At 65.9% G+C, this 22,814-nt stretch carries 24 protein-coding genes; 3 read left to right on the forward strand and 21 right to left on the reverse strand.

All coding sequences use genetic code 11. The annotated features are described in order from the left end of the window. Positions 1–63: 63 nt before the first annotated feature. The 10 genes from ptsP to AB4Y43_RS11080 form a co-directional block, all read right to left on the reverse strand. Positions 64–2,658 carry a phosphoenolpyruvate--protein phosphotransferase gene (gene ptsP, locus AB4Y43_RS11035; protein ID WP_368727810.1) on the reverse strand — a complete coding sequence of 865 codons (2,595 nt, stop codon included), beginning with the start codon at positions 2,656–2,658 and terminating at the stop codon, positions 64–66. 12 nt (positions 2,659–2,670) lie between these two features. Further along, positions 2,671–3,678 carry an SIS domain-containing protein gene (locus tag AB4Y43_RS11040; RefSeq protein WP_069264913.1) on the reverse strand — a complete coding sequence of 336 codons (1,008 nt, stop codon included), beginning with the start codon at positions 3,676–3,678 and terminating at the stop codon, positions 2,671–2,673. Next, complete coding sequence (gene nagA, locus AB4Y43_RS11045; protein ID WP_069264917.1) at positions 3,671–4,774, reverse strand: N-acetylglucosamine-6-phosphate deacetylase; 1,104 nt, start codon at positions 4,772–4,774, stop codon at positions 3,671–3,673. Before nagA ends, AB4Y43_RS11040 begins: the two co-directional genes overlap by 8 nt. 76 nt (positions 4,775–4,850) lie before the next feature. Continuing rightward, positions 4,851–5,585 carry a GntR family transcriptional regulator gene (locus AB4Y43_RS11050; protein ID WP_324148451.1) on the reverse strand — a complete coding sequence of 245 codons (735 nt, stop codon included), beginning with the start codon at positions 5,583–5,585 and terminating at the stop codon, positions 4,851–4,853. 457 nt (positions 5,586–6,042) lie between these two features. Then, positions 6,043–6,855, reverse strand: coding sequence for a MetQ/NlpA family ABC transporter substrate-binding protein (locus AB4Y43_RS11055; RefSeq protein WP_368727811.1), 813 nt, complete (start codon positions 6,853–6,855; stop codon positions 6,043–6,045). A 191-nt stretch (positions 6,856–7,046) separates the two neighbouring features. Then, complete coding sequence (locus AB4Y43_RS11060; RefSeq protein WP_368606406.1) at positions 7,047–7,688, reverse strand: SCO family protein; 642 nt, start codon at positions 7,686–7,688, stop codon at positions 7,047–7,049. A 4-nt stretch (positions 7,689–7,692) separates the two neighbouring features. Continuing rightward, positions 7,693–8,598 (reverse strand): heme o synthase, encoded by a 906-nt coding sequence (gene cyoE / locus AB4Y43_RS11065; protein ID WP_069264928.1) that lies wholly within the window; start codon positions 8,596–8,598, stop codon positions 7,693–7,695. Between the two features lie 9 nt (positions 8,599–8,607). After that, positions 8,608–9,717 carry a COX15/CtaA family protein gene (locus tag AB4Y43_RS11070; protein ID WP_324162342.1) on the reverse strand — a complete coding sequence of 370 codons (1,110 nt, stop codon included), beginning with the start codon at positions 9,715–9,717 and terminating at the stop codon, positions 8,608–8,610. Between the two features lie 38 nt (positions 9,718–9,755). Further along, positions 9,756–10,352 (reverse strand): SCO family protein, encoded by a 597-nt coding sequence (locus AB4Y43_RS11075; protein WP_368727812.1) that lies wholly within the window; start codon positions 10,350–10,352, stop codon positions 9,756–9,758. Between the two features lie 200 nt (positions 10,353–10,552). Then, a complete protein-coding gene (locus AB4Y43_RS11080) occupies positions 10,553–11,308 on the reverse strand; it encodes an SURF1 family protein (RefSeq protein ID WP_368727813.1) in 756 nt (251 codons plus the stop codon). A gap of 105 nt (positions 11,309–11,413) precedes the next feature. Here AB4Y43_RS11080 and AB4Y43_RS11085 point away from each other — a divergent pair, with 105 nt between their 5' ends. Beyond that, positions 11,414–11,623 (forward strand): twin transmembrane helix small protein, encoded by a 210-nt coding sequence (locus tag AB4Y43_RS11085; protein WP_028201826.1) that lies wholly within the window; start codon positions 11,414–11,416, stop codon positions 11,621–11,623. Positions 11,624–11,757: 134 nt separating this feature from the next. Here the strand turns inward: AB4Y43_RS11085 and AB4Y43_RS11090 are convergent, their stop codons facing one another. The 8 genes from AB4Y43_RS11090 to AB4Y43_RS11125 form a co-directional block, all read right to left on the reverse strand. Further along, positions 11,758–12,615: a cytochrome c oxidase subunit 3 gene (locus AB4Y43_RS11090; RefSeq protein ID WP_069264937.1), complete on the reverse strand. Its 858-nt coding sequence runs from the start codon at positions 12,613–12,615 to the stop codon at positions 11,758–11,760. A gap of 103 nt (positions 12,616–12,718) precedes the next feature. Beyond that, positions 12,719–12,940, reverse strand: coding sequence for a DUF2970 domain-containing protein (locus tag AB4Y43_RS11095; protein ID WP_069264939.1), 222 nt, complete (start codon positions 12,938–12,940; stop codon positions 12,719–12,721). Positions 12,941–12,983: 43 nt separating this feature from the next. Next, positions 12,984–13,562: a cytochrome c oxidase assembly protein gene (locus AB4Y43_RS11100; protein WP_069264941.1), complete on the reverse strand. Its 579-nt coding sequence runs from the start codon at positions 13,560–13,562 to the stop codon at positions 12,984–12,986. A 40-nt stretch (positions 13,563–13,602) separates the two neighbouring features. Next, positions 13,603–13,743 (reverse strand): cytochrome oxidase small assembly protein, encoded by a 141-nt coding sequence (locus tag AB4Y43_RS11105; protein WP_208867222.1) that lies wholly within the window; start codon positions 13,741–13,743, stop codon positions 13,603–13,605. Between the two features lie 137 nt (positions 13,744–13,880). Then, entirely contained in the window at positions 13,881–15,494 is a 1,614-nt protein-coding gene (gene ctaD / locus AB4Y43_RS11110; RefSeq protein ID WP_069264943.1) for a cytochrome c oxidase subunit I, read from the reverse strand. A 122-nt stretch (positions 15,495–15,616) separates the two neighbouring features. Further along, positions 15,617–17,284, reverse strand: coding sequence for a cytochrome c oxidase subunit II (gene coxB / locus AB4Y43_RS11115; protein WP_342949538.1), 1,668 nt, complete (start codon positions 17,282–17,284; stop codon positions 15,617–15,619). Between the two features lie 89 nt (positions 17,285–17,373). Beyond that, positions 17,374–17,850: a DUF2244 domain-containing protein gene (locus AB4Y43_RS11120; protein ID WP_069264947.1), complete on the reverse strand. Its 477-nt coding sequence runs from the start codon at positions 17,848–17,850 to the stop codon at positions 17,374–17,376. A gap of 267 nt (positions 17,851–18,117) precedes the next feature. Next, on the reverse strand, positions 18,118–19,107 hold the full coding sequence (locus AB4Y43_RS11125) for a methyltransferase domain-containing protein (RefSeq protein ID WP_342949539.1): 990 nt from the start codon (positions 19,105–19,107) through the stop codon (positions 18,118–18,120). Positions 19,108–19,194: 87 nt separating this feature from the next. Between AB4Y43_RS11125 and AB4Y43_RS11130 the strand changes: the two genes are divergently transcribed. Both AB4Y43_RS11130 and trmL read left to right on the forward strand, forming a co-directional pair. Next, a complete protein-coding gene (locus tag AB4Y43_RS11130) occupies positions 19,195–20,025 on the forward strand; it encodes a ComF family protein (protein WP_368727814.1) in 831 nt (276 codons plus the stop codon). Positions 20,026–20,067: 42 nt separating this feature from the next. Then, positions 20,068–20,538 (forward strand): tRNA (uridine(34)/cytosine(34)/5-carboxymethylaminomethyluridine(34)-2'-O)-methyltransferase TrmL, encoded by a 471-nt coding sequence (trmL, locus tag AB4Y43_RS11135; protein ID WP_069264956.1) that lies wholly within the window; start codon positions 20,068–20,070, stop codon positions 20,536–20,538. Positions 20,539–20,563: 25 nt separating this feature from the next. Here trmL and AB4Y43_RS11140 read toward each other — a convergent pair whose 3' ends face one another. The 3 genes from AB4Y43_RS11140 to secB all read right to left on the reverse strand — a co-directional run bounded on the left by AB4Y43_RS11140 (position 20,564) and on the right by secB (position 22,676). Next, positions 20,564–21,097, reverse strand: a complete 534-nt coding sequence (locus AB4Y43_RS11140; RefSeq protein ID WP_368606412.1) for an O-acetyl-ADP-ribose deacetylase — start codon at positions 21,095–21,097, stop codon at positions 20,564–20,566. Between the two features lie 69 nt (positions 21,098–21,166). Beyond that, the gene (locus AB4Y43_RS11145) at positions 21,167–22,165 is read right to left on the reverse strand and encodes an NAD(P)H-dependent glycerol-3-phosphate dehydrogenase (RefSeq protein ID WP_069264958.1); all 999 of its coding nucleotides are present in this window, start codon (positions 22,163–22,165) and stop codon (positions 21,167–21,169) included. Between the two features lie 46 nt (positions 22,166–22,211). Continuing rightward, a complete protein-coding gene (gene secB, locus AB4Y43_RS11150; RefSeq protein ID WP_042270084.1) occupies positions 22,212–22,676 on the reverse strand; it encodes a protein-export chaperone SecB in 465 nt (154 codons plus the stop codon). Positions 22,677–22,814: the final 138 nt, after the last annotated feature.

Genomic DNA, 22,814 nt, shown 5'->3' on the forward strand with positions numbered 1-22,814 from the left:
CGCGATCGCTGCGCACGCCGGCATGTTTCTAAGGATTACTTAGGGTGGGTGAAACAGAAATCATCAATCGAGCGGCCAGCTTTCGCGGCTTGCCGCACGCACGGCTTGCGCCGATTCGAGTGCGAGGGCGTTCTGCGCACGCTGGCGGCAGTCGTTGTAGTCGAGCGTGCGCACGCGCGCCTTGATCGACGGCACCGAAACCGGATCGACGGAAAGCTCCGTCACGCCGAGGCCGACGAGCAGCGGCACCGCGAGCGGATCGCCCGCCAGCGCACCGCACACGCCGACCCACTTGCCGTGCTTGTTCGCGCCTTCGACCGTCGCTGCCACGAGACGCAGCACGGCCGGGTGCAGCCCGTCGGCTTGCGCCGCGAGGTCAGGCTGGCAACGGTCCATCGCGAGCGTGTACTGCGTGAGATCGTTGGTGCCGATCGAGAGGAAATCGGCGTGGCGCGCGAGCTGGTCCGCGAGCAGCGCCGCCGAGGGCACCTCGATCATCACGCCCACTTCGACCGGCTCCGTGCGGCCCGCTTCGCGTGCCAATGTGTCGATGCGCTCGCGCAGACGCACGAGTTCGCCCACGTCGGTCACCATCGGCAGCAGGATGCGCACCTTGCCCGCCGGCTTCACGGCAACGAGTCCGCGCAGCTGATCGTCGAGCAGATCGGGCCGCACCTGCGCGAGGCGGATGCCGCGCAGACCCAGCGCCGGATTCGGCTCGGGCGGCAGCGTGAGATAGTCGACTTCCTTGTCCGCGCCCACGTCGAGCGTGCGGATGATCGCCGTGCGGCCCGCCAGTGCGTCCGTGATGGCCTGGTAGCTCTGAAGATGTTCGTCCACCGTGGGCGCGGCCTGGCGATGGATGAAGAGCAGCTCCGTGCGCAGCAGCCCCACGGCGTCCGCGCCGTTATCCACCGCCGTGTTGGCATCCTCCAGCGTCGCGATGTTCGCGGCGACTTCCACCGCGTGGCCGTCGCGCGTGGCTGCGGCCTCGTGCGACGTGCGGCGGTTCGCTTCGCGCACGCCGGCCAGGCGCTGCTTTTCGCTGCGCGCGCGTTCGATGTCGAGCGCGCTCGGCGTGTACGCAAAGCGGCCGGCGCTCGCATCGATGACGACTTCGGTGCCCTCGGGCACCGCATGCAGCGCGTCGCCGAGCGCGACGAGCGCCGGAATGCCGGCCTGGCGCGCGATGATCGCGGCGAGCGAGGTCGCGCCGCCGCGCGCCATCACGAGCGCCATCACGCGCTTGCGGTCGAGCGAGGCGAGATCGGAAGGCGTGAATTCGTCGGCGGCGAGCACGGCTTCTTCAGGCAGCGTACGCGCGGCCGCGTTCGACAGACCGAGCGCGCGCAGCACGCGCTTTTCGAGGTCGCGCAGGTCGGCGGCGCGCTCCGCGAGCAGCGGATCGTCCACCTTGCCGAGCACCGCAATCTGCGCGCGAATCGCTTCGCGCCACGCGTAGCCCGCGCTCTTGCCGAGGCTGATCGCGTCGCGCGCGGCGTCGACGAGCGTCGGGTCTTCGAGCAGCACGCGGTGCATCGTGAAGATGCCCGCCTCGCCGATCGCGCCGCGCTGCGACGCCGTGCGCACGCTCTGGTTCAGCTCGGCGTCGACAGCGGCGATCGCCTTGTCGAGCGCGCGGCTTTCCGCGGCCGACGTACCGCTCGCGAGTTCGGGCGGCGTCAGTTCGGCTTCGTCCCAGCGCACCAGCTTGCCGACCGCGACGCCCGGCGCGGCGCACACGCCCGCGAGCACGCCCGGCTCGGCGGAGGACGCCACGGCGGCCGCGGCTTCCTGCATCACGGGCGCGGGCGATTGCTGCCGCGCCGGCGCTTCGCCGTGCTCGCCGGGCGCTTCGCGCAGGAGCTCGTTCGCGACCGCGTCCACGGCGCGCTGCGCCTCCAGGCCGATGCCGACGAGTTCGATGGTCGCGCCCTCGCCCGCGCCGAGGGCGAGCAGGCCGACGACGCTCTCGATGGCGGACTTGCGCTCGCCGAAGCGCACCTCGACGCGCGCGTCGATGCCGCGCACCGCTTCGCGCGCCCGCGCCGCGGGCCGCGCATGCAGGCCGCCCGCATGCGTAAGTGTGACGCTGCGGCGCACTTCGTTTGCGATCAATTCATGGGCGGCTGCGATCTCCGCGCCGTCACGCACGCGCAGCACGAGCAGCGCGGACTTGCCCGCTTCGACGTGACCCGCGCCCGCGCGCTCGATCACTTCGAATGCATCCGAATTGGCGATCGCGACGACCGAAACGAGGCTCGGTGCATTGCACGCCACCACGTCGAGATCGAACTCGATCAAGGTGTCGCCGAGCCGCACCTGCGCGCCCTGCTTGACCTTCGGCGTGAAGCCCTTGCCGTTCAGCTCGACGGTGTCGATGCCGACGTGCACGAGCACCTGTGCGCCTTCCGCCGATTGCAGCGTGACCGCGTGGCCGGTGCGTGCGAGATGCACGACGATGCCGTCGCACGGCGCGACGACGCGGCCGACGAGCGGATCGACGCCGATGCCGTCGCCGAACAACCCTTCCGAGAACACCGGATCGGGCACCGACGCGAGCGGCACAACCGGGCCGGTGAGCGGAGAGACCAGTACGATGTGCCCCTCGGCGCGAGTATGCGGATCCATCAGGCGAGACTCCTCGATGCGTTCCATTCGCTTTCCAATCTAGTGTGTTTCGGTGACTTTGTTCAGGTAACGCGGCTCGTCAGGATTGCGGCCGCGCGCGGCGGCAAGGCCCGCCGCCATCACGTAGAACGACAAAATGGCCGCGATGGGATCGAGTGCCGCGTCGGCAGCCGTTTCGAGCGGCAGCGCAGCGCCAGCCACGTCGGCGGGCGCCGCGAGCAGCACGCGCGCACCGCGCTTTTCCATGTCGCGGGCGAACTCGATCAGGCCCGCCTGCTCCGGCCCGCGCGGGGCGAACACGAGCAGCGGGTAATCGCGGTCGATCAGCTCCATCGGGCCGTGGCGCACCTCGGCGCTCGAAAACGCTTCGGCCTGAATGCCCGAGGTTTCCTTGAGCTTGAGCGCAGCCTCCTGCGCAACGGCGAGGCCCGGACCGCGACCGATCACGATCATCTGTTTCACGTCGCGCAATTCTTCGACGGCCTTCGACCAGTCGAGCGTGCCCGCGCGATCGAGCGCGTCGGGCAGCGCGCGCACGGCGTCGAGGAACGCGGCGTCGCGCTGCCAGAAGCCGACGAGTTGCGCCGACATCGCGAGCATCGCGATATAGCTCTTGGTGGCCGCCACGCTCAGCTCGGGACCGGCGAGCAGCGGCAGCTCCATGCCGGCGGCCTCGGCGAGCGGCGAGCCCGCGACGTTGACCATCGCCGCCGTCAGCGCGCCGGCTTCGCGGAGCGCCTTGATCGTCGCAACCAGATCAGGACTCCTACCTGATTGGGAGAAAGCGAGGGCAAACTGGCTGCGCACACGTAAGGGCGCCTGCTGGAGCGTTGCGATCGACATCGGCAGCGTGGCGACCGGTATGCCGATGCGGCTCATGGTGAGCGCAGCGAAGTAGCTCGCCGCGTGGTCCGAACTGCCGCGCGCGACGGTGAGCGCGACATGGCGCGGTTCGGCCTCGAGCGCGCGGGCGAGCGCCTCGACGCGCGCGGTGTCCGCGAGTTGCGCGGCGACAACGCTGGCCGAGGCCAGCGCTTCCTTAAGCATATTCGACAATCGATTCTCCTTCGACGTAGGTCGCGGTGAGCGCCAGCTCGCGATCGAACACGTTGACATCGGCCCATGCGCCGCGCGCGAGGCGGCCACGGTCTTCGATGCCGAGGTAATCGGCGGCATAGCGCGACAGGCGCGCGGACACGTCTGCGATCGGCAAGCCGATCGAGACGAGGTTGCGCAGCGCCTGGTCCATGGTGAGGGTGCTGCCCGCGAGCGTGCCGTCGGCGAGGCGCACGCCGCCAAGGCACTTCGTCACGTGCTGGCTGCCGAGGCGGTATTCGCCGTCGGGCATGCCGGTGGCCGAGGTGCTGTCGGTCACCACATAAAGGCGCGGAATGGCGCGCAGCGCGGCGCGGATCGCGCCCGGATGCACGTGCAGCAGGTCGGGAATGATCTCCGCGTACTCGGCATGCGCGAGCGCCGCGCCGACTACGCCCGGGTTGCGATGGTGCAGCGGCGACATCGCGTTGAAAAGGTGCGTGAAGCCGCAGGCGCCATGCTTGAGCGCGGCCACGGCGTCGTCGTAGGTCGCGAGCGAGTGGCCGATCTGCACGCGCACGCCGCGCGCCGCCATCTCGCCGATGATCTCGATATGGCCCGCGATCTCGGGCGCCACGGTCACCACGCGAATCGGCGCGATCGAGAGGTACTTGAGCACTTCGTCGAGCACGGCCGAAACGGCGGCGTCGGGCTGCGCGCCGAGCTTGCCCGGATTGATGTACGGCCCTTCGAGGTGCACGCCCAGCACGCGCGCGCCACCCACCGTGCGGTTGCGCGTAACGTTGCCGAGGCCCGCGACCACGTTCATCAGCTCGTCGCGCGGGGCGGTCATGGTGGTGGCGAGCAGGCTCGTGGTGCCGTAGCGGGCGTGGGTGCGCGCGATGGTTTCGATCGCGTCGCCGGCTTCCATCACGTCGGCGCCGCCGCCGCCGTGCACGTGCAGGTCGATGAAGCCCGGCAGGATGTAGGGCGCGTCGTTGTTCGCCGGATCGGTGGCCTCGCCCGTGATCGCGGTGATGCGTCCGTTCTCGAACGACAGCGTGCCGTGGATCCAGCCTTCAGGGGTGAGTATGTTTCCGCTCAGCATGAGAGTTTTCCGATGAGGCGCATCGAAGCGCGGTAGGACGTTTCGGTGACGTGCATGAGAGAGACTGCGGCGGCGCTCACTGGCGCAGCTCCGCAACGAAGTCGTAATAGCCGTCGCGGCAATAGGTGTCGGTCAGCTCGATGGCCCGCTGATCGGCGGAAAAGCCCACGCGCGTGATGACGAGCAGCGCCGCGCGCGGCTCGACGCCCATCAGCGCGGCGATTTCGCCCGTCGCGTTGACCGCGCGAAAGTGCTGCAGGGCGCGTACCACGGGCACGCGATGCTGCTCGAGATACGCATACAGCGAGCCCTCGATGGCTTCCGGGTCGGGCACGATCGACACGGGCAGCGCCGAATGCTCGACGGCCATCACGGTGCCGTCGGCGCGGCGCAAGCGGCGCAGGCTCGCGACCGAGGCGCCCGGAGAGAGGCCGAGCTGCACGATCTCCTCGCGGTGCGCGGGCCGTACCTCGCGCGCGAGCCACACCGAGTCGGGCGTGAAGCCGCGCTGCTCCATTTTCTTCGTGAAGCCCGTGAGGCGCGAAAGCGGATCTTCCACGCGCGGCGTGATGAAGCTGCCCGCACCGCGTGCGCGCCGGATCAGCCCCTGCTCCACGAGCAGCTCGATCGCCTTGCGCGCGGTGATGCGCGACACGCCGATGGCGTCCGACAGCGTGCGCTCCGAAGGCAGCGCTTCGCCGGCCGACCACACGCCGCAGTGAATGGCCGTGGCAAGGTTGCGCGCCAGCTGCAGATAGAGCGGCGTCACATTGCGCGCATCGGGCATCAGGGCAGACCAACGGGTTTCCATGGACTTGGCGCCAGCGGTTGGACGTTCGTGGGGGGCCGGACGGGCACGCTGCGTGGCAGTGCCGGTGGTGCAGATTGGTCCGGTGTGGAAGCGAGCCCATTATATAACCACAATAAGACCAGTCAACAGAGGCTATCTCGCCGCGGCACATAGAAAATTATCGTTAAAAATCAATGCATTGCACGAATACATAAGGCTCAAACGGGGCGCAGCCTAGCATCAGGATTTACCCTGGCGCGGTATCCGGGCGCCCCACAACGGGACCAGAGTGGCAACAACAGGTTATCTGACATAGCCCACCGTAGTACCGCCGTAGGACCAGCACGCGACTTGGAAAGAGCGCGCGGCTCCGAGAGTGCACGCGCAATAAAAAAACGCCGTGGCGGTGGCCACGGCGTTCGGGTCCTGCTGGGCTCCCGCGTCAATTGGACGCAGGCAGCCACTGCTCGAAGGTTCCTTAGAACGACGGAACCATCGAGCCCTTGAACTCGTTCTTGATGAACTGGCGCACGTCTTCCGACTGGTACGCGGCGACCAGCTTTTTCACCCAAGGCTTGTCCTTGTCCTGGGTGCGAACGGCGATCAGGTTCGCGTACGGGCTGTGGATGTCCTCGATGGCGATCGCGTCTTTGGTCGGCTGCAGGCCGGCCGCGAGCGCGTAGTTCGTGTTGATCACGGCGGCGTCCACGTCGCCGAGCGCACGCGGAAGCTGCGCGGCGTCCAGTTCGACGAGCTTGATCTTCTTCCGGTTTTCGGCGAGGTCGAGCGGCGTCGCGTTGTTGCCGTTGACGCCCGCGCCAGCGCGCAGCTTGATCAGGCCCTTGCTTTGCAGGAGCAGCAGCGCGCGGTTTTCGTTCGACGGGTCATTCGGCACGGCGACCTTCGCGCCTTGCGGCAGATCGTTCAGCGATTTGAGCTTCTTCGAGTACACGCCGATGGGCGAGATGTACGTGAGGCCCGCGTTCACGAGCTTGTAGCCGCGCTGCTTGATCTGGCTGTCGAGATACGGGCCGGTCTGGAAGCTGTTGGCGTCGAGCTCGCCGGCGTCGAGCGCGGCGTTCGGCTGCACGTAGTCGTTGAATTCGACGACCTTGACGTTCAGGCCTTCGCGCTTGGCGACCTTCTCGACGACGGCCCAGACTTGCGCGTCCGGACCCGAAACGGTACCGACCTTGATGACCTGGTCGTCGGCGCGTGCGCCGAAGCTGGCTGCGAGCGTGGTGGCGGCGATGCCGGCGAGGAGTGCTTTAATCAGATTTCTGCGCTGCATGAAGAGGATGTTCCTGCGTGGTTTTGGTATTGCTCCGGTTCCGTGGCGTTGAGCGCCATCTGCCGGACGATATAAATCGTCTCATATGGAACCGGTTGCGGGAAATAATGAATTCGCATACTGGTATGCCCGTGCAGCCCTGAGGCGTGCGGCGCGCGTTCGCCTCTCGAGGCGAACACGCCGCGCTTCCCTTAGTCGGGATTCGAGCCGAGAAGGATCTTCAGATCGTGCAGCCAGGGCGTGACGCCCTGCCCGTCGCGCGCAAAGAGGCGCAGCTTGCCGGTCGTGTCGAACACGTAGCTCGCGGCGGTGTGATCCATCGTGTAGCTATCCGGCGTGTTGCCGGGCACCTTCGCGTAGTACACGCGGAAATCCTTCGCCACCTGCTTGAGCTGGTCCTCGTTGGCCGGGCGCAGCCCAATGAAGGTCGGATTGAACGCGGCCGCGTACTGGCCCAGGATCTGCGGCGTGTCGCGCTCGGGATCGACGGTGACGAACAGCACCTGCACGCGCTTCGCCGCATCGGGCCCGAGCTGCTGGAGCGCCTGCGAAAGCTCGGCCATGGTGGTCGGGCAAACGTCCGGACAGTGCGTGTAGCCGAAGAACAGCACGACCACCTTGTCCTTGAAGTCGGCGAGCGTGCGCGTCTTGCCGCTGGTGTCGGGCAGCGCGAAGTCCTTGCCGAACTGAGTATTGCCGGTGATGTCGAGGTTCGAGAACGCGGGCGGCTGCTGGCCGCAGCCCTCGAGAACCAGCGTGCCGCCGAGTGCGCCTGCAGCGGCAAGCGCGACGACCGTGGCGCGCACGAAGCGCGCAAGCGTGCGGTGGGCCATGTCGTTACGCCGCGATGAGCGCATGCACGTAATGGTCGACGAGCAGCGCCATGAACAGCAACGAGAGGTAGACGATCGAATAGCGGAAAGTCTTGCGCGCCAGTGCGTCGGAATATTCGACGTAGATCTTCCACGCGTAGGCGAGGAATACGGCGCCGAGCAGCACGGCCGAAGCCAGATACAGCACGCCGCTCATGCCCGAGATGTACGGCATGAGCGTGACCGCGAACAGGATCACGGTGTAGAGCAGGATGTGCAGACGCGTGTACTTCTCACCGTGCGTGTTGGGCAGCATCGGCAGACCGGCGTTTTCGTAGTCCTTGCGGCGGTAGAGCGCGAGCGCCCAGAAGTGCGGCGGCGTCCACACGAAAATGATCAGCACGAGAATCCAGGCGTCGCCGGGCACGTGGCCCGTCACCGCGGCCCAGCCGAGTGCAGGCGGCATGGCGCCCGAGGCGCCGCCGATCACGATGTTCTGCGGCGTGGCCGGCTTGAGCAGCAGCGTGTAGATGATCGCGTAGCCGATGAAGGTCGCGACCGTGAGCCACATGGTGAGCGCATTGGTGAACGTGTACAGCACCCACATGCCCAGGCCGCCGATCACCGCCGAGAAGATCAGGATCTGCGTGCTCGTGATCTCGCCGCGCGCCGAAGGACGCCAGGCAGTCCGACGCATGCGCGCATCGACCTTTTGCTCGACGAGACAGTTGATCGCGAAGGCCGCGCCGGCCGTGAGCCAGATGCCGACGGTGCCGCCGATCAGCTGCTTCCAGGGCACCATGCCCGGCACGGCGAGGAACATGCCGATGACGGCGCAAAACACGGCGAGTTGCGTGACGCGCGGCTTGGTGAGCGCGAGATATTGGGAAATCCGGCTACCGGGCGTCTGGGATAGGGTTGTACTTTCCATAGGGCGGGATCACACCGCAGCGGTGTCGCGCGCTGGGAGAACGGCGCGGCCGGGGCGGCTACAAGCAATTCGAAAGTTTAGCACGACGACCAAAAGCAGCAGGATCGCCGCGCCACCGTTGTGCGCCACTGCCACGGGCAGCGGCCACTGCAGCACGATGTTGGATAGCCCTGTCAGAAATTGGATAAAGATCACGATCATGATCCAGTTTGCCGGGCGTCGCAGCGAGGCATAGCGTCGCAACTTGAGGGCGAACCATACCAGATAAGCGATCACGACGAACGCGAAGGTACGGTGCGTCCAGTGGATTGCGACGAGCGCGTCCTGCGTGATCACGTCGCCGTTGCCGTCCATGCCGAGCGCGCGCCACAGGTGGAAGCCGTGATGGAAATCCATCGGCGGAATCCACGCGCCGTTGCAGGTCGGGAAGTCGGTGCAGGCCAGCACCGCGTAGTTCGTGCTCACCCAGCCGCCCAGCGCGATCTGCAAAACGAGCAACACGAGCGCCGCCAGCGCGGCCACGCGCCAGCGCGCGGCGTCCGGCTCGTACGCGGGCAGCGGCGTCATGCGCGCGGCGAGCCAGGCGAGCGAGCCGAGCAGCGTGAGGCCGAGCAGCAGGTGCGTCGTGACGATGATGGGTTGCAGCTTCATCGTCACCGTCCACGCGCCGAACACGCCCTGCACGAGGATCAGCCCGAGCAGCGCCGTGGGCCACCACGGCGACACATGCAGCGGCAGGCGCTTGATGCGCGCGCGCCAGGCAATCGCCATCTGCGCGATGATCAGCACACCGATCGCCATGGCGAAATACCGGTGGATCATCTCGATCCATGCCTTCGTCATGCTCACGGGGCCGCTCGGCATGGCCAGATGCGCCGCGGCAATCTGCACGTGCGCGATGAACGGCGACGACGTGCCGTAGCAGCCCGGCCAGTCAGGACAGCCGAGGCCCGAGTCGGTCAGGCGCGTAAAGCCGCCGAACATCACGAGGTCGAGCGTCATGAACGTCGTGAGCCACACGAGCTTGCGAAACTTGTTGTCGTCGGCCTTGACCCAGACCCACGAGAGCGGCAGCAACGCGATGCACAGGCCGATCAGGCCCAGCTCCAGGATAAACATCTCTCTTACTCTTCTCTGTCAGACTCGCGCTGCGCACCTTAACCGATGCGGGACCACTTGAGCAGTTTAGTGACGTCTTGTTTGATTTTCGACGGATCGGCTTGCGCCGGGAATCGCATCATCAGGTTGCCGTTCGGATCGACCAGATAGATGTGGTCGGTGTCGTTCGTCGTCTGCGTCGCGGGCAGCCACGCCGCGACGGCGACCGGATCGGCGCGCAACACGCGCGTGTCCGCGTAGGCGCCCTTCACTTTCGCGGGGACGCTCGTGTCGTCGGTGCGCAGCCAGACCGTGACGATGCGCTCGCGCTCCTGGCCCTGCGTCGCGCGCACCTGGCGCATGAAATAGAGCTTCGTGGCGCAGGCTTCGTCGCAGGCGCCGCCATTCACCGAGATCATTAGCCAGCGGCCCTTGAGCGAGGCGAGCGGCACTTCATGGCCGTCGTCGCCCGTCACCATGAGCGCGCCGGGAATGGGCCGCTGCGGCTCGATGAGCGTGCCATAGCTCGTCGAGCCGCCCTTCGGCTTGATCACGTAGTACGAGAAGTACGAAATCGCGATCGGCGCGCCGCAGATGAGCATGATGATGAGCAGCGTCCAGCGGCCACGCCGCTTCGCGTGATTCTGCGCGGACATGGCGGCCGGCTGTGCGGCTTGTCTGGCCTGGGCGGAACGGGGGGATTGCGTCGACACTCTCGTGGAACCTCGCTTCTGTCGCTTTCAGTTGTCCATGTGCTGCACGCGCAGCGCCATTGTCCGGATCATGTCGGGATCGAATCGATTCGTCCGACGGATCATCAGGCGTCCTTCGCGCTGCCTGCGTCTTGCCCTTCGGGCTATTCGGCGTGCCGCCCGGCTTCGCCTTCGGTGCGCGCTTTTGTCGCAGCGCTTTTCGCAGCTTTACGGGCCGCAAACAGACCGAAACCGAGGGCCGCGAGCGCCATGCCCCACCACTGGAGCATGTAGCCGTAGTTGCGCTCGACATCGGTATCCGGCACCGGCCAGTCGCGCACGAGCCCGTCCTTGAAGGCCGGCACGAAGCCGGTTTGCTGGATCACGAACGATTGCAGCGGCAACCCGGTTTCCGCAGCGTAGGAAGCGACGCCGAGATTCTGCCGTATCTTCTGATGCGCTGCAGAGCCACCCGCACCGAGTTCGAACGCACGCGAGGCGTTTGCGCGCGCAATGCCTTCGACTACGACCGGCCCAGGCGGCGTGACATAGGGCGCGATTGCGGTGCGGTCCGCGACGTTGCGCGGCAGCCAGCCGCGATTGACCAGCACGTAGCCGCCGCCTTCGAGTTTAAGCGGCATCACGACATAAAAACCCGGCTGGTCGTTATACGGACGATTGTCGAGATACACCACGCGCTCGGGCAGGAAGGTGCCCGTCGCCCGCACGCGATGGAACTCGATGTCCTTCAGTGGGAGCGGCGCGGCGCCCACCGGTTGCGGCGCAGACGATTCGTACTGCGTGATTTGCGCCTGCAGCGCCTCCTTCTGATGCGCGCGGTCGCGCTGCCAGAAGCCGAGCCGGATCGTCACGGCCATCACGATCAAGATGAGCAGCGTGGGGACGAGCCGGATTTTCATTGGGCACGTCCGATGCGTGAGATACCGGTGATCGAACCCCGCGCCACGCAGCGTGGTGCGATAATGAGACAGACGTTTTCAGGCATGCCAAATTCCGTGAACTTCATGCACATACTCGTCCCGGTTGCGTTCGCGCTGATCATCGCGAGCATGATCTCCGCGCTCTACTTCATGATGCACGACCGGGGCCGCACCAAGCGGATGGTCTGGTCGCTCGCCACGCGCGTGGGCCTTTCCATCTCGCTCTTTCTGTTCATCCTGTTCGCGCACTGGATGGGCTGGATTCAGTCCACCGGGATTCCCTACGGTCGCTGAGCACCGCTGACCGTCACCGAACACCGCCGCGCAAACCGCATTCCGGAAAACACAAGGCGCCGCGCCGACGAGGTCGGGCGGCGCCTTGTTTCGTTCCCGGCTCGCGCGCCGCGGCCTGCGCGGCGCACCCCGCATCACAGCCAGTACACGACGACGTAGAGGCCGAGCCACACCACGTCGACGAAGTGCCAATACCATGCCGCGCCTTCGAAGGCGAAGTGATGCTCCGCGGTGAAGTGGCCGCGAATGAGCCGGATCATCACGACGGTCAGCATGGTGCCGCCCAGGAACACGTGGAAGCCGTGGAAGCCCGTGAGCAGGAAGAAGGTCGAACCGTAGATGCCCGAAGCGAGCGTGAGATTCAGCTCGCCGTACGCGTGGATGTACTCGAACGCCTGCAGGAAGAGGAAGCACACGCCCAGCACGATCGTCGCGGCGAGCCAGGCGATGGCCTTCGAGCGATGGTTGTCGCGCAGCGCGTGGTGCGAAACGGTGAGCGTCGCGCCCGAGGAAAGGAGCAGCGCCGTGTTGATGGTCGGCACGGGCCACGGCGTCATCGAGCGGAAGTGCGAGACCAGCGCTGCGGGACCGTTGTTCGGCCACACCGCGGAGAAGTCCGGCCAGATCAGCCTGTAGTCGAGGCTGCCGAGCTGATGAAGGGCGATCGCACGCGCGTAGAAAAGCGCACCGAAGAACGCGCCGAAGAACATCACTTCGGAGAAGATGAACCAGCTCATGCTCCACCGGTACGACACATCGACTCGCTTGCCGTACATGCCGCCTTCGGACTCGGCGATGGCGTCGCCGAACCAGTGCCACAGCGTGAAGAGCAGCCACAGCAGGCCGACGAGCACGCCGATCGGCCCCCACGACTCGCCGTTGATCCACGAGGCGAGCGACCCGAGCATGACCACAAGCCCAATGGACGCGCTGATCGGATGCCGCGACGGGTGCGGTACGAAGTAGTACGGGCTATCGTTTTGGCCGCTCATGCCTGTTTCTCCAGTTTCCAGTTGCACCGGACATCGCCGGCTGCATTTGTCCGAGTGTGTCCTCGTTATTCACTGCTTCGTGCGCAGCGTTGCGCGCACTTGCTCATCCCACCACCGCGTGCACGATCAACAGCAGCACGACGATGAACAGCACTGCGCCGATGATGCCCGCGATGATCAACTGCACGGGGTGCAGGTTCGCCGCGTCGTCTTCGAGGTCGGCGCGCTTGCGCACGCCGAGAAAGGACCACGCCACCGCTTTCATCAACTGCAGGATGCCGCCTTTCTTCTTCGCCGGCCCCGCTCCGCCATGTTCGTCACTCATGCGCCCTTCGCCTCCTGGCATCGTTGACTTCGGCGCTGAAGGCTCACGCGCCCGCCGATTGCTTCGGCGGCGGCGGCACAGCCGGCTTGTTCAGCTCGAAGAACGTGTACGACAGCGTGATCGTCTTCACGTCTTTCGGCAGCTTCGGGTCGATCACGAACACCACCGGCATGCGTTTCGTCTCGTTCGCCTTCAGGACCTGCTGCGTGAAGCAGAAGCATTCGATCTTGCGGAAGTACTCCGTCGCCTGCTTGGGCGCATAGCTCGGAATGGCCTGCGCGTCGATCGTGCGTCCTTCGTTGTTCGAAATGTCGTACATCACCGTCATGACTTCGCCCGGATGCACGTCGAGGCTCGTCTGCTCCGGCTTGAAGCCCAGCAGCCCGCGTGCGTTCGCGTCGAACTCGACCGAGATCGTGCGTGTCATGTCCACCTGCGTGTTGCGCGCCTCGCGCTCCGTGGCGTCGCGCTGCACCAGGTTGTTGATGCCTGTGACCTGGCAGATCGCTCGATACATCGGCACCAGCGCAAAACCGAAACCGAACATCAGCAGCGCCACCACGGCGAGCTTGATGAGCATCGACCGGTTGAATGCGCGATCATTTCCAGCTTGCGTGGACATCGAACTTCCTCGAACGATCTTCCGGCAAACGCCCTGCGCGTCAGTGGCCGGGGAAATACACCTGCTTGACGACGGCCGCCACAAAGAAACCGACTACGACAGCCAGCAAGATGAGGCCGAGCCGTAGATTGCCCGCGCGAATCTGCTCAGGCGTGCGTCTTTTTTGTGGATCCCGGGTCATGCGTTCAGCGCGGCTGGCCGCGGCTTCTCCTTGCATCGTGAATCGCCTCTCGTACGTGCTCCGATGAAGACTGCGTGAAGACCGCGTGCTTCGTTCGCGTCCGGCTGCGCACAGCCGGACGCCACCCACTCAACGGGTTACTCGACCGTCGGCGGGTTCTCGAACGTGTGGAACGGCGCCGGGCTCGGCACGGTCCACTCGAGGCCCGTTGCGCCGTCCCACGGCTTGTCGCCGGCCTGTTCCAGTTCGCCGCCGCCGCGATACGCGGGCAGCGCGACAAAGAACAGGAAGTACACCTGAGAAAGCCCGAAGCCGAAGGCGCCGATCGTGATCACCTGGTTCCAGTCGGTGAACTGGGCCGGATAGTCGGCATAGCGTCGCGGCATGCCGGCCAGGCCGACGAAGTGCATCGGCAGGAACGCGAGGTTGAAGAAGATGAGCGAGCACCAGAAGTGGATCTTGCCGCGCGTCTCGTTGTACATCCAGCCGGTCCATTTTGGCGCCCAGTAGTACCACCCTGAGAACAACGCGAATAATGACCCCGCCACCAGCACGTAGTGGAAGTGCGCCACCACGAAGTAAGTGCCGTGATACTGGATGTCGAGCGGCGCCATGGCGAGCATCAGGCCCGAGAGACCGCCGAACGTGAACACGATCAGGAAGCCCACGGCCCACAGCATCGGCGTTTCGAACGAGAGCGAGCCGCGCCACATCGTGGCGACCCAATTGAACACTTTCACGCCCGTCGGCACGGCGATCAGCATCGTCGCGTACATGAAGAAGAGCTGGCCCGTGACCGGCATGCCGGTGGCGAACATGTGGTGCGCCCAGACCATGAACGAGAGAATCGCGATCGACGCCGTGGCGTACACCATCGAGCTATAGCCGAACAGCGGCTTGCGCGAGAACGCCGGAATCACCTGCGAAACGATCCCGAACGCCGGCAAGATCATGATGTAGACCTCGGGGTGCCCGAAGAACCAGAAGATGTGCTGGTACATCACCGGGTCGCCGCCGCCGGCCGCGTTGAAGAAGCTCGTGCCGAAGTGGCGGTCGAACAGCAGCATCGTGATGGCGCCCGCGAGCACCGGCATCACGGCGATCAGCAGGTAGGCGGTGATGAGCCACGTCCACACGAACATCGGCATCTTCATGAGCGTCATGCCGGGGGCGCGCAGATTCAGGATCGTCACGACGATGTTGATACCGCCCATGATCGACGAGGCGCCCATCATGTGCAGCGCGAAGATCGCGAAGTCCATGCCCGGGCCCATCTGCGTGGAAAGCGGCGCGTAGAGCGTCCAGCCCGCGGCGGTCGCGCCGCCCGGCGAGAAGAACGAGCCGACCAGCAGGCAGCCGGCGGCGGGCAGCAGCCAGAAGCTGAAGTTGTTCATGCGCGCGAACGCCATGTCCGAGGCGCCGATCTGCAGCGGAATCATCCAGTTCGCGAAGCCCACGAACGCCGGCATGATCGCGCCGAACACCATGATGAGACCGTGCATCGTGGTGAGCTGGTTGAAGAACTCGGGGCGCATGATCTGCATGCCCGGCTCGAACAGCTCCGCACGAATGGCGAGCGCCATGACGCCGCCCGAGAGGAACATCACGAACGAGAAGAGCAGATATAGCGTTCCGATGTCCTTGTGATTCGTCGCGAGCAGCCAGCGGCGCCAGCCGTGGGGCGTGGCGTGCGCGTGGTCGCCGTGCACGTGACCGTGCCCGCCAGCTACATCGTGTCCGATGCTAGACATGTCTTATCTCCTGTCGGTCCGGAGTTGGCGCTTTGGCGCCTGACTCCAGCCCCATGCAATTGAAATGCTGAAGCGAATTGCTTTTGCGTCTCTTGCTGCTTGTTCTTATGGCGCGGGCCCGTTCAGGCCGCCGCGCTGATCTCCACCCGACGCGCTTCTTTCGCGTTCGCGCCGCCCGTGATCGTTTCCGGCTTCTTCAGAATGATGTGGTCTTCCGCAATGCCTGCCGCCTTCATCGCGTCGCGCACCGCTTGCGCGCGGCGCTTTGCGAGGTCGGCGTTCGTGCTGGCGTTGCCGCTCGAATCGGTGTAGCCCGACAGCGTGAACTTCGCGTCCGGATGCGCCTTCGCGTAGTCGGCTGCCGCCTGGATGGCGTCCTTAGCGTCGGCGGGCAGCGTGCTCTTGCCCACTTCGAAGTAGACGCTCGCCGGCAACGCGGCTGCGCTCGGCGCCGCTGCGCCCGACGCCTGATCCGCGCCGCTTGCGGGGACCGCGCCGCTCGCCGCGCTCGCTTGGGCCGCGCCGCTGGCGGCTTCCGCGCCGCTTGCCGCGGCCGCGCCGCTCGCGGCGCCCTCGCCCGCGGCCGCCGTCGTGCCGCCGCCCTCGGGCATTTTGCCGTTACGCGCGTCGGCCACCTGACGCGGCTGCAGAATGTCGCCGGTGTGGTTGCCCCACGAGTTGCGCTCGAACGTGATGACCGATGCGATCTCGACGTCGTTGAGCGTCGGCGCCCATGACGGCATGGCGTTCTTGCCGTGCAGGACGATGCTCACGTGCTCCGCGAGCGGACCCTGAACGACCTTGCTGCCGTCGAGCGCCGGGAACGCGCCCGCGCCCTTGCCGGTGGGCTGGTGGCACACCGCGCAGTTCGAGTTGTAGATCTTTTCGCCGCGCTCCTTGAGCTCGGCCAGCGTGTAGGTCTTGTTCGGGTCGTCGTTGGCAGAGGCCATCTTCGCCTTTTGCGTATCGACCCACTTCGCGTAGTCCTCGTCGGAGAGCACCTCGACGACGACCGGCATGAACGCGTGCTCCTTGCCGCACAGCTCGGTACAGAAGCCGCGATAGGTGCCGACCTTGTCGGCCCTGAACCACGTGTCGCGCACGAAGCCCGGAATCGCGTCCTGCTTCACGCCGAACGCGGGCACGTACCACGAGTGCACGACGTCGTTGGCCGTGGTGATGACGCGGATTTTCTTGTTGACCGGCACCACGAGCGGATTGTCGACTTCCTGCAGGTACGTATCGGTGATCGGCACGCGGTTGTTCACCTCGGAGCGCGGCGTGCTGAGCGTGGAGAGGAAGTTGATGCCTTCGCCCGGCCCCTTCACGTAGTCGTAGCCCCATTTCCACTGGTAGCCCGTGACCTTTACGGTGAGGTCGGCGTTGGAGGTGTCCTTCATCGCGACGACGGCCTTGGTGGCGGGCAGCGCCATCAGCACGACGATGATGAACGGCACCACCGTCCAGATGATTTCGACCGTGGTGCTCTCATGAAAGTGAGCGGCCTTGTGGCCCTTCGCCTTACGGTGCGCGTAGATCGAATAGAACATGACGCCGAACACGCCGACGAAAATCACGACGCACAAGAGCAGCATCATCATGTGGAGGCTGTAAAGCTCTTCGGCGATGCGCGTGACGGGCGGCTGGAAATTGATCTCGTTGACCGCAGGGCCGCCTGGGCTGTCTCCGACTGCGAGTGCCGCGCCGGCGACGAGGAATCCGCTGCACGCCAGCACGCCCTGGAGGGCTCGCTTGATTGTTTTCATAGCTTCCTTACCCATAATTTCCATTCAAACCCTCGACCCCGCAGGAAGGTTTTGCAACCAGGGCGCCCCCTGGGACGCTCGTACCGCCAACCGGCAAGCTCACGCGCCGCGCATCAAGGCGCGCGCGCAAGCCAGGCACGCAGTTCCCGCGCGAACTGCGCTCGCCGATATTGCGGCAGATGCAACCCGACAGCGACCGCCTGACCGCGGGACACGAGACGCACCGGGTCGCGTGGGGTCGCGCCCGGCTCGACCCGGACCCAGCGGGGATTGAATTCGAACTGCGTGAGCGCGTCGGCGCTCATCTGTTCGATCACCAGCCGGTTCGGATAAAGCCTGATACGTTCGTAATCGACAGCATGGCGCGCATAGATGACAAAAGCGCCGCCTACTACCAACAGATCGATACCGGTAAACGGCAAAACCAGCCAGGCGCCGTGGATCAACAACAGAACGGCGATCGCGATGGAAACCAGCGCCAGCGAAACATAGAAGAACACGAATTGCCTGGGCGAAACCGAACAGTTGCGCTTCATGATCCAGTCTTTCAGGACCGGTTCCGGACTCGCCAGCAGATCAGACGCCTGCATCGCTCGCTTCCCCCACTTGCAACTTCGCCAGACTATCGCCGCGTCGCGCCTCGCACAACTACGGGAACATCTGGACTTGCCACAACGGAATTTGGGGACCCTTCCGCGCAGCAAACTGACGCATTATAGGCGCGATCCCCAGCCCTCACAAGCAAGGCCCAATCGCCCGCGAACCCATACCAGACGGGCTTTACAGCGATTTTTCAAGCATTTCCCCAGGGCTTTTCCGGCGCTAATTTCAGGCATAACGAAAGCCCCCTTACCACGTTACCGATTCCTTGCAGGACCCCGGCCGATGTCTTCGATGCGCACGATGCCATGGCCTTCGGCGGTCGTGCGCGGCACGGCCTTCCACGCGTGGCCGTAGATGATCTCGAAGGTCAGCGGGATCGTGCCCGCGTGCGGACCGTCCGTGCAGCGGCGCGCCTCGAGCGCCGCCACGAGCGCACGGTGCAGGCGCCGCGCGGTGCCACCGTTCTCACTGTCGCCATCGCCGTTGCGCTCGAACGGATACGCGCCCCAGCGGCGCACGTCGGCGAGCAGCTTCTCCGGCGTCTTGTAGGTGATGGTGAGCGTTTCCTGGTCCATGACCGGAATCTCGAAACCGTTCTCGACGAGCATGTCGCCGAGATCGTGCATGTCGACGAAATCGATGACGTGCGCGCGCGTCGGCACGCCGTGCGCGGCTTCGACTTCGGCGAACGCGCCGCGCAGCTCCTTGAGCGTGTCGGGGCCGAGCGTGCTGAACATGAGCAGGCCGTTGACCTTAAGCACGCGCTGCCACTCGCCGAACACGAGGTCGGGGCGCGGATGCCAATGCAGTGCGAGATTCGACCACAGCAGCTCGAACGCACCGTGCGCGAACGGCAGTTCGGCGAAGTCGGCCTGCGCAACCCGCGGACCGCGCGAACCGAGGGCGCGGCCGACCGTTGCAGGCAGGAAACGCCGCCAGCTCGTGTCGGGGGCGTCGTGCTCGCGGGCACGGCGCAGCATGGCGAGGGAGAGATCGGTGCCGAACACGGGCGCTTCGGGAAAGCGCTCGCGCAAGCCGGGCAGGTCGTCGCCCTGGCCGCACGCGATGTCGAGCACGGCCGCAGGTTTCACCTTAATGTACTCGAGGCGCTCGCGCATGCGTTGCGCGATTTCACGCGGCAGGAAGGCAACGTCGTCGAAAGTCGCCGCACGGCGATCGAAGATGCGCCGCAGGTGCCGGGTGTCATAGTCCGGACGGCCAGTTCTTGCGGGAGACGGGGACATGTCGGTCGTATTGGCGAAGTCTGCGAAGTATACTCGCTCACTCCTTTCCTTTCAGTCACGCGAGCCCGCTGCCCAGGCCGTCCTTCGATGCCGCCGCGCCCTTCTTCACGTGATGCACGCAATGCAGCGGGCGTCACACCGCCCGCTTCGCACCGCACTCGTCTTGCGGGCGTTGCGCGCGTCTGTCGAAAAGCGCGGGCGCTGCCGTCACAGCTTGCCCACTTCGTGCTGCCCAATCTGTGCCCATTATGCGGCAATTTGACGCGAGCCACGCTCTGTGTGTGCTGCGATGCCGCGTACTGGAACGAGCCGCGCCTGCGCTGCACGGTCTGTGCGATGCCGCTCGCGCACAGGCGCGGTGCGGCGGGACGCACACGCTACCGCTGCGAGGCCTGCACCGACGCACCGCCTGCATTCGACGCCACGCTCGCGCTCGCCGATTATCGCGCGCCGCTCGACCTGCTCGCGCGTGGCCTGAAGTTTCGCGCGCGCCTCGCACTCGGCGAGGAATTTGCGCGACGCCTGGCGCTGGCCGCACACGATATGTGCGAAGAGCACGATATGCCCGAGATCGTCGTGCCGGTGCCGCTCTCGCGCGAACGCCTGATCGAGCGCGGCTACAACCAGGCCTGGCAGATCGCGCGGCCGCTCGCGCGCCGGTTGGGCACGCCCGCGGACGCCACGCTCGTACGACGCATCCTGCATACGGCGCCGCAATCGAAGCTCGATCGCGAGACGCGCCGCCGCAACGTCGGCCGGGCCTTCGCGCTCGCGCGGCCGCTTGCCGGCCTGCACGTGGGCGTCGTCGACGACGTGATGACCTCGGGCGCCACGCTCGACGCGCTCGCGCATACGCTCAAGGCCGCGGGCGCACGGCGCGTGACGAATTTCGTCGCGCTACGCACGCCGAAAGACTGATCGGCCTCACACTATTCAAGACATCGAGAGAGTTTCATCGTCATGTTCAACGTCGTTCTCGTCGAACCCGAAATTCCGCCGAACACGGGCAACGTGATCCGCCTGTGCGCGAACACCGGTGCGCGGCTTCATCTGATCGAACCGCTCGGCTTTCCCCTCGACGACGCGAAAATGCGCCGCGCGGGCCTCGATTACCACGAGTACGCGCAGATGCACGTGCACGCCGACTGGGATGCCTTCATCGCCAAGGAAGCGCCGGACCCGTCGCGCATGTTCGCGTTCACGACGCGCGGATCGGGCCGCTTTCATGCGCATGCGTTCCAGCCGGGCGACTGGTTCGTGTTCGGCGCGGAAACGCGCGGCCTGCCCGACGCGGTGCTAGAGCGCTTTGCGACGCCACAGCGTGTGCGCCTGCCGATGCGACCCGGCAATCGCAGCCTGAATCTCTCGAACACAGTTGCGGTCGTGGTGTTCGAAGCGTGGCGTCAAGCGGGGTTCGAAGGCGGCGAATGACGCGGGTACGTTGTACCGCGTCGCCCTACGCCCTGCCGCGCGCCGCAAGCTCACGCTCGTAGCGCGTGAGCATCGCATTGTCGAAGCACGCGAAGATCACGTGTTCGAGCGTCGGATATTTCGATAGCTCGTCGATCACGGTCGATACCGCAATCGCCACGGCCTCGTCGGCAGGAAAACGGTAGACGCCGCAACTGATTGCCGGAAACGCGATGCTCGTCACGCCGGCCTCGCGCGCGCACTCGAGTGAGCGCCGGTAGCAGGACGCGAGCAGATGCGCTTCGTCACGGCCGCCGCCGTACCAGACGGGGCCCACGGTGTGGATGACGTGTTTGGCGGGAAGGCGATAGCCGCCGGTGATTTTGGCGTCGCCGGTCGGACAGCCGTTCAGCGTCTCGCATTCGCGCAGCAGGTCCGGCCCGGCGGCGCGATGAATCGCGCCGTCCACGCCGCCGCCGCCGAGCAGCGATTCGTTCGCGGCGTTGACGATCGCATCGACCTTCAACGTGGTGATGTCGACGGCCTGCGCTTCGATGCGGCAGTTTCCGATGGTCAGCATACGGTCCTCCTTTGCGATCCGGTCCACGCAAAGCGTGCTCAGCACCTGGCGCAGCAGGACCGAAGCGCCCTACTCCGCCTTCGCGTCGCGCCGCAGCAGCGCGCTCACGGCGTCGCGCGGCGTGACACCGTCGAACAGCACGGCGCATACCGCCTGGGTGATCGGCATGTCGATGCCGTGCGCGCGCGCGAGTGCCAGCACGGCCTGCGCGCAGCGCACGCCTTCGGCCACGTGGCCGAGTGCGGCGAGGATATCGTCGAGCGTGCGGCCGCTCGCGAGCTGCTTGCCCACGGTGCGGTTGCGCGAGAGGTCGCCCGTGGCGGTGAGGATGAGGTCGCCGAGGCCGGTCAGCCCCGTGAAGGTCTCGGCACGCCCGCCGAGCGTGACGCCAAGGCGCGTCATCTCGGCGAGACCGCGCGTGATGAGCGCCGCGCGTGCGTTCAGGCCGAGGCCCAGACCATCGGCAATGCCGGTCGCGATCGCGAGCACGTTCTTGACCGCGCCGCCCACCTCCACGCCGACCACGTCGTCGCCGGTATAGATGCGCATCGCGCGGTGATGGAACGCAGCGAGCGTGCGCTCGCGACAATCGGCGGAGGCGCTCGCCACCGTCAACGCGACAGGCAGGCCCTCGCCGACTTCGCGCGCGAAGCTCGGCCCCGAAAGCACGCCGTTGCTCGCATGGCCCGGCAGCTCGGCCGCCACGACCTGATGCGGCATCAATTGCGTTTGCGCTTCGAAGCCCTTGCAGAGCCAGACGAAGTGCGCCGGCACGCGGCCCATGTCGCGCAGTGTGCAAAGCATGCCGCGCAGGCCGGCCACGGGCGTAGCGAGCACGACGAGATCCGCCTCGCCCGACGCATGGTCGAGCGCGGCGGCGAGATCCGTTTCGTATTCGAGATTGCTGGGCAGCGCGACGCCCGCGAGGTAGCGGGCGTTTTCGTGCGTCTTGCGCAAGGTGTCGACGAGCGCGCCATCGCGCGCCCACAACAGCGTGTGATGCGCCTGGGCGAGATGCCCTGCCAGCGCGGTGCCCCACGCTCCGGCGCCGAGAACGGCGATGTTCATTCCGATACTCCGCACCGGTAGTTCGTGGAAACGATCAACGTACGCTTTAGTGCGTTGCGCTGCTTGCGCCGTCTTGCTGGGCGAGTTGCTGCAGGCGTTGCTCGTAGAGCGCCTGGAAGTTGATCTCGGCCAGGTGGATCGGCGGGAAGCCCGCGCGCGTGATCGCGTCGGCGATATTCGAGCGCAGGTACGGGAACAGGATGGTCGGGCATGCGATGCCGACGAGCGGATCGACCTGTTCGGCCGGGATGTTGCGGATGTCGAAAATGCCGGCTTGCTTGGCTTCGATCAGGAACGCAACCTTGTCCTTGACCTTGGCCGTGACGGTGCCGGTGACGATGATCTCGAACACCGATTCGGCGAGGCGCTCGGCCTTGACGTCGACTTCCACTTCGACCGAAGGCATGTCCTGCTCAAGGAAGATGGCCGGCGAATTCGGCTGCTCGAGCGACATGTCCTTGAGGTAAATGCGCTGGATATTGAAGAACGGCTGGTTGTTCTCGTCAGACATGGTGTATGGCTTCCCTGATTGAATGGATCGCGGCGGCATCCTCGTGACATCTCAGCGTCCCGAAAATGCGCCGCGCTACGGCAATGAACGGCAACAGGCCCGCGCAAGCCTCACTGGCTCGCGCGGGCCGAAACCCTG

This window comes from Paraburkholderia sp. BR10872 (assembly GCF_040965835.1).
Classification (GTDB): Bacteria; Pseudomonadota; Gammaproteobacteria; order Burkholderiales; family Burkholderiaceae; genus Paraburkholderia; species Paraburkholderia nodosa_A.

Excerpts from the sequence above, each read along its gene's own strand:
- ptsP (WP_368727810.1), bottom strand. The coding sequence starts at position 2,658 with ATGGAACGCATCGAGGAGTCTCGCCTGATGGATCCGCATACTCGCGCC.
- AB4Y43_RS11040 (WP_069264913.1), bottom strand. The coding sequence starts at position 3,678 with ATGCTTAAGGAAGCGCTGGCCTCGGCCAGCGTTGTCGCCGCGCAACTC.
- nagA (WP_069264917.1), bottom strand. The coding sequence starts at position 4,774 with ATGCTGAGCGGAAACATACTCACCCCTGAAGGCTGGATCCACGGCACG.
- AB4Y43_RS11050 (WP_324148451.1), bottom strand. The coding sequence starts at position 5,585 with ATGGAAACCCGTTGGTCTGCCCTGATGCCCGATGCGCGCAATGTGACG.
- AB4Y43_RS11055 (WP_368727811.1), bottom strand. The coding sequence starts at position 6,855 with ATGCAGCGCAGAAATCTGATTAAAGCACTCCTCGCCGGCATCGCCGCC.
- AB4Y43_RS11060 (WP_368606406.1), bottom strand. The coding sequence starts at position 7,688 with ATGGCCCACCGCACGCTTGCGCGCTTCGTGCGCGCCACGGTCGTCGCG.
- cyoE (WP_069264928.1), bottom strand. The coding sequence starts at position 8,598 with ATGGAAAGTACAACCCTATCCCAGACGCCCGGTAGCCGGATTTCCCAA.
- AB4Y43_RS11070 (WP_324162342.1), bottom strand. The coding sequence starts at position 9,717 with ATGTTTATCCTGGAGCTGGGCCTGATCGGCCTGTGCATCGCGTTGCTG.
- AB4Y43_RS11075 (WP_368727812.1), bottom strand. The coding sequence starts at position 10,352 with ATGTCCGCGCAGAATCACGCGAAGCGGCGTGGCCGCTGGACGCTGCTC.
- AB4Y43_RS11080 (WP_368727813.1), bottom strand. The coding sequence starts at position 11,308 with ATGAAAATCCGGCTCGTCCCCACGCTGCTCATCTTGATCGTGATGGCC.
- AB4Y43_RS11085 (WP_028201826.1), top strand. The coding sequence starts at position 11,414 with ATGCACATACTCGTCCCGGTTGCGTTCGCGCTGATCATCGCGAGCATG.
- AB4Y43_RS11090 (WP_069264937.1), bottom strand. The coding sequence starts at position 12,615 with ATGAGCGGCCAAAACGATAGCCCGTACTACTTCGTACCGCACCCGTCG.
- AB4Y43_RS11095 (WP_069264939.1), bottom strand. The coding sequence starts at position 12,940 with ATGAGTGACGAACATGGCGGAGCGGGGCCGGCGAAGAAGAAAGGCGGC.
- AB4Y43_RS11100 (WP_069264941.1), bottom strand. The coding sequence starts at position 13,562 with ATGTCCACGCAAGCTGGAAATGATCGCGCATTCAACCGGTCGATGCTC.
- AB4Y43_RS11105 (WP_208867222.1), bottom strand. The coding sequence starts at position 13,743 with ATGACCCGGGATCCACAAAAAAGACGCACGCCTGAGCAGATTCGCGCG.
- ctaD (WP_069264943.1), bottom strand. The coding sequence starts at position 15,494 with ATGTCTAGCATCGGACACGATGTAGCTGGCGGGCACGGTCACGTGCAC.
- coxB (WP_342949538.1), bottom strand. The coding sequence starts at position 17,284 with ATGGAAATTATGGGTAAGGAAGCTATGAAAACAATCAAGCGAGCCCTC.
- AB4Y43_RS11120 (WP_069264947.1), bottom strand. The coding sequence starts at position 17,850 with ATGCAGGCGTCTGATCTGCTGGCGAGTCCGGAACCGGTCCTGAAAGAC.
- AB4Y43_RS11125 (WP_342949539.1), bottom strand. The coding sequence starts at position 19,107 with ATGTCCCCGTCTCCCGCAAGAACTGGCCGTCCGGACTATGACACCCGG.
- AB4Y43_RS11130 (WP_368727814.1), top strand. The coding sequence starts at position 19,195 with ATGCCGCCGCGCCCTTCTTCACGTGATGCACGCAATGCAGCGGGCGTC.
- trmL (WP_069264956.1), top strand. The coding sequence starts at position 20,068 with ATGTTCAACGTCGTTCTCGTCGAACCCGAAATTCCGCCGAACACGGGC.
- AB4Y43_RS11140 (WP_368606412.1), bottom strand. The coding sequence starts at position 21,097 with ATGCTGACCATCGGAAACTGCCGCATCGAAGCGCAGGCCGTCGACATC.
- AB4Y43_RS11145 (WP_069264958.1), bottom strand. The coding sequence starts at position 22,165 with ATGAACATCGCCGTTCTCGGCGCCGGAGCGTGGGGCACCGCGCTGGCA.
- secB (WP_042270084.1), bottom strand. The coding sequence starts at position 22,676 with ATGTCTGACGAGAACAACCAGCCGTTCTTCAATATCCAGCGCATTTAC.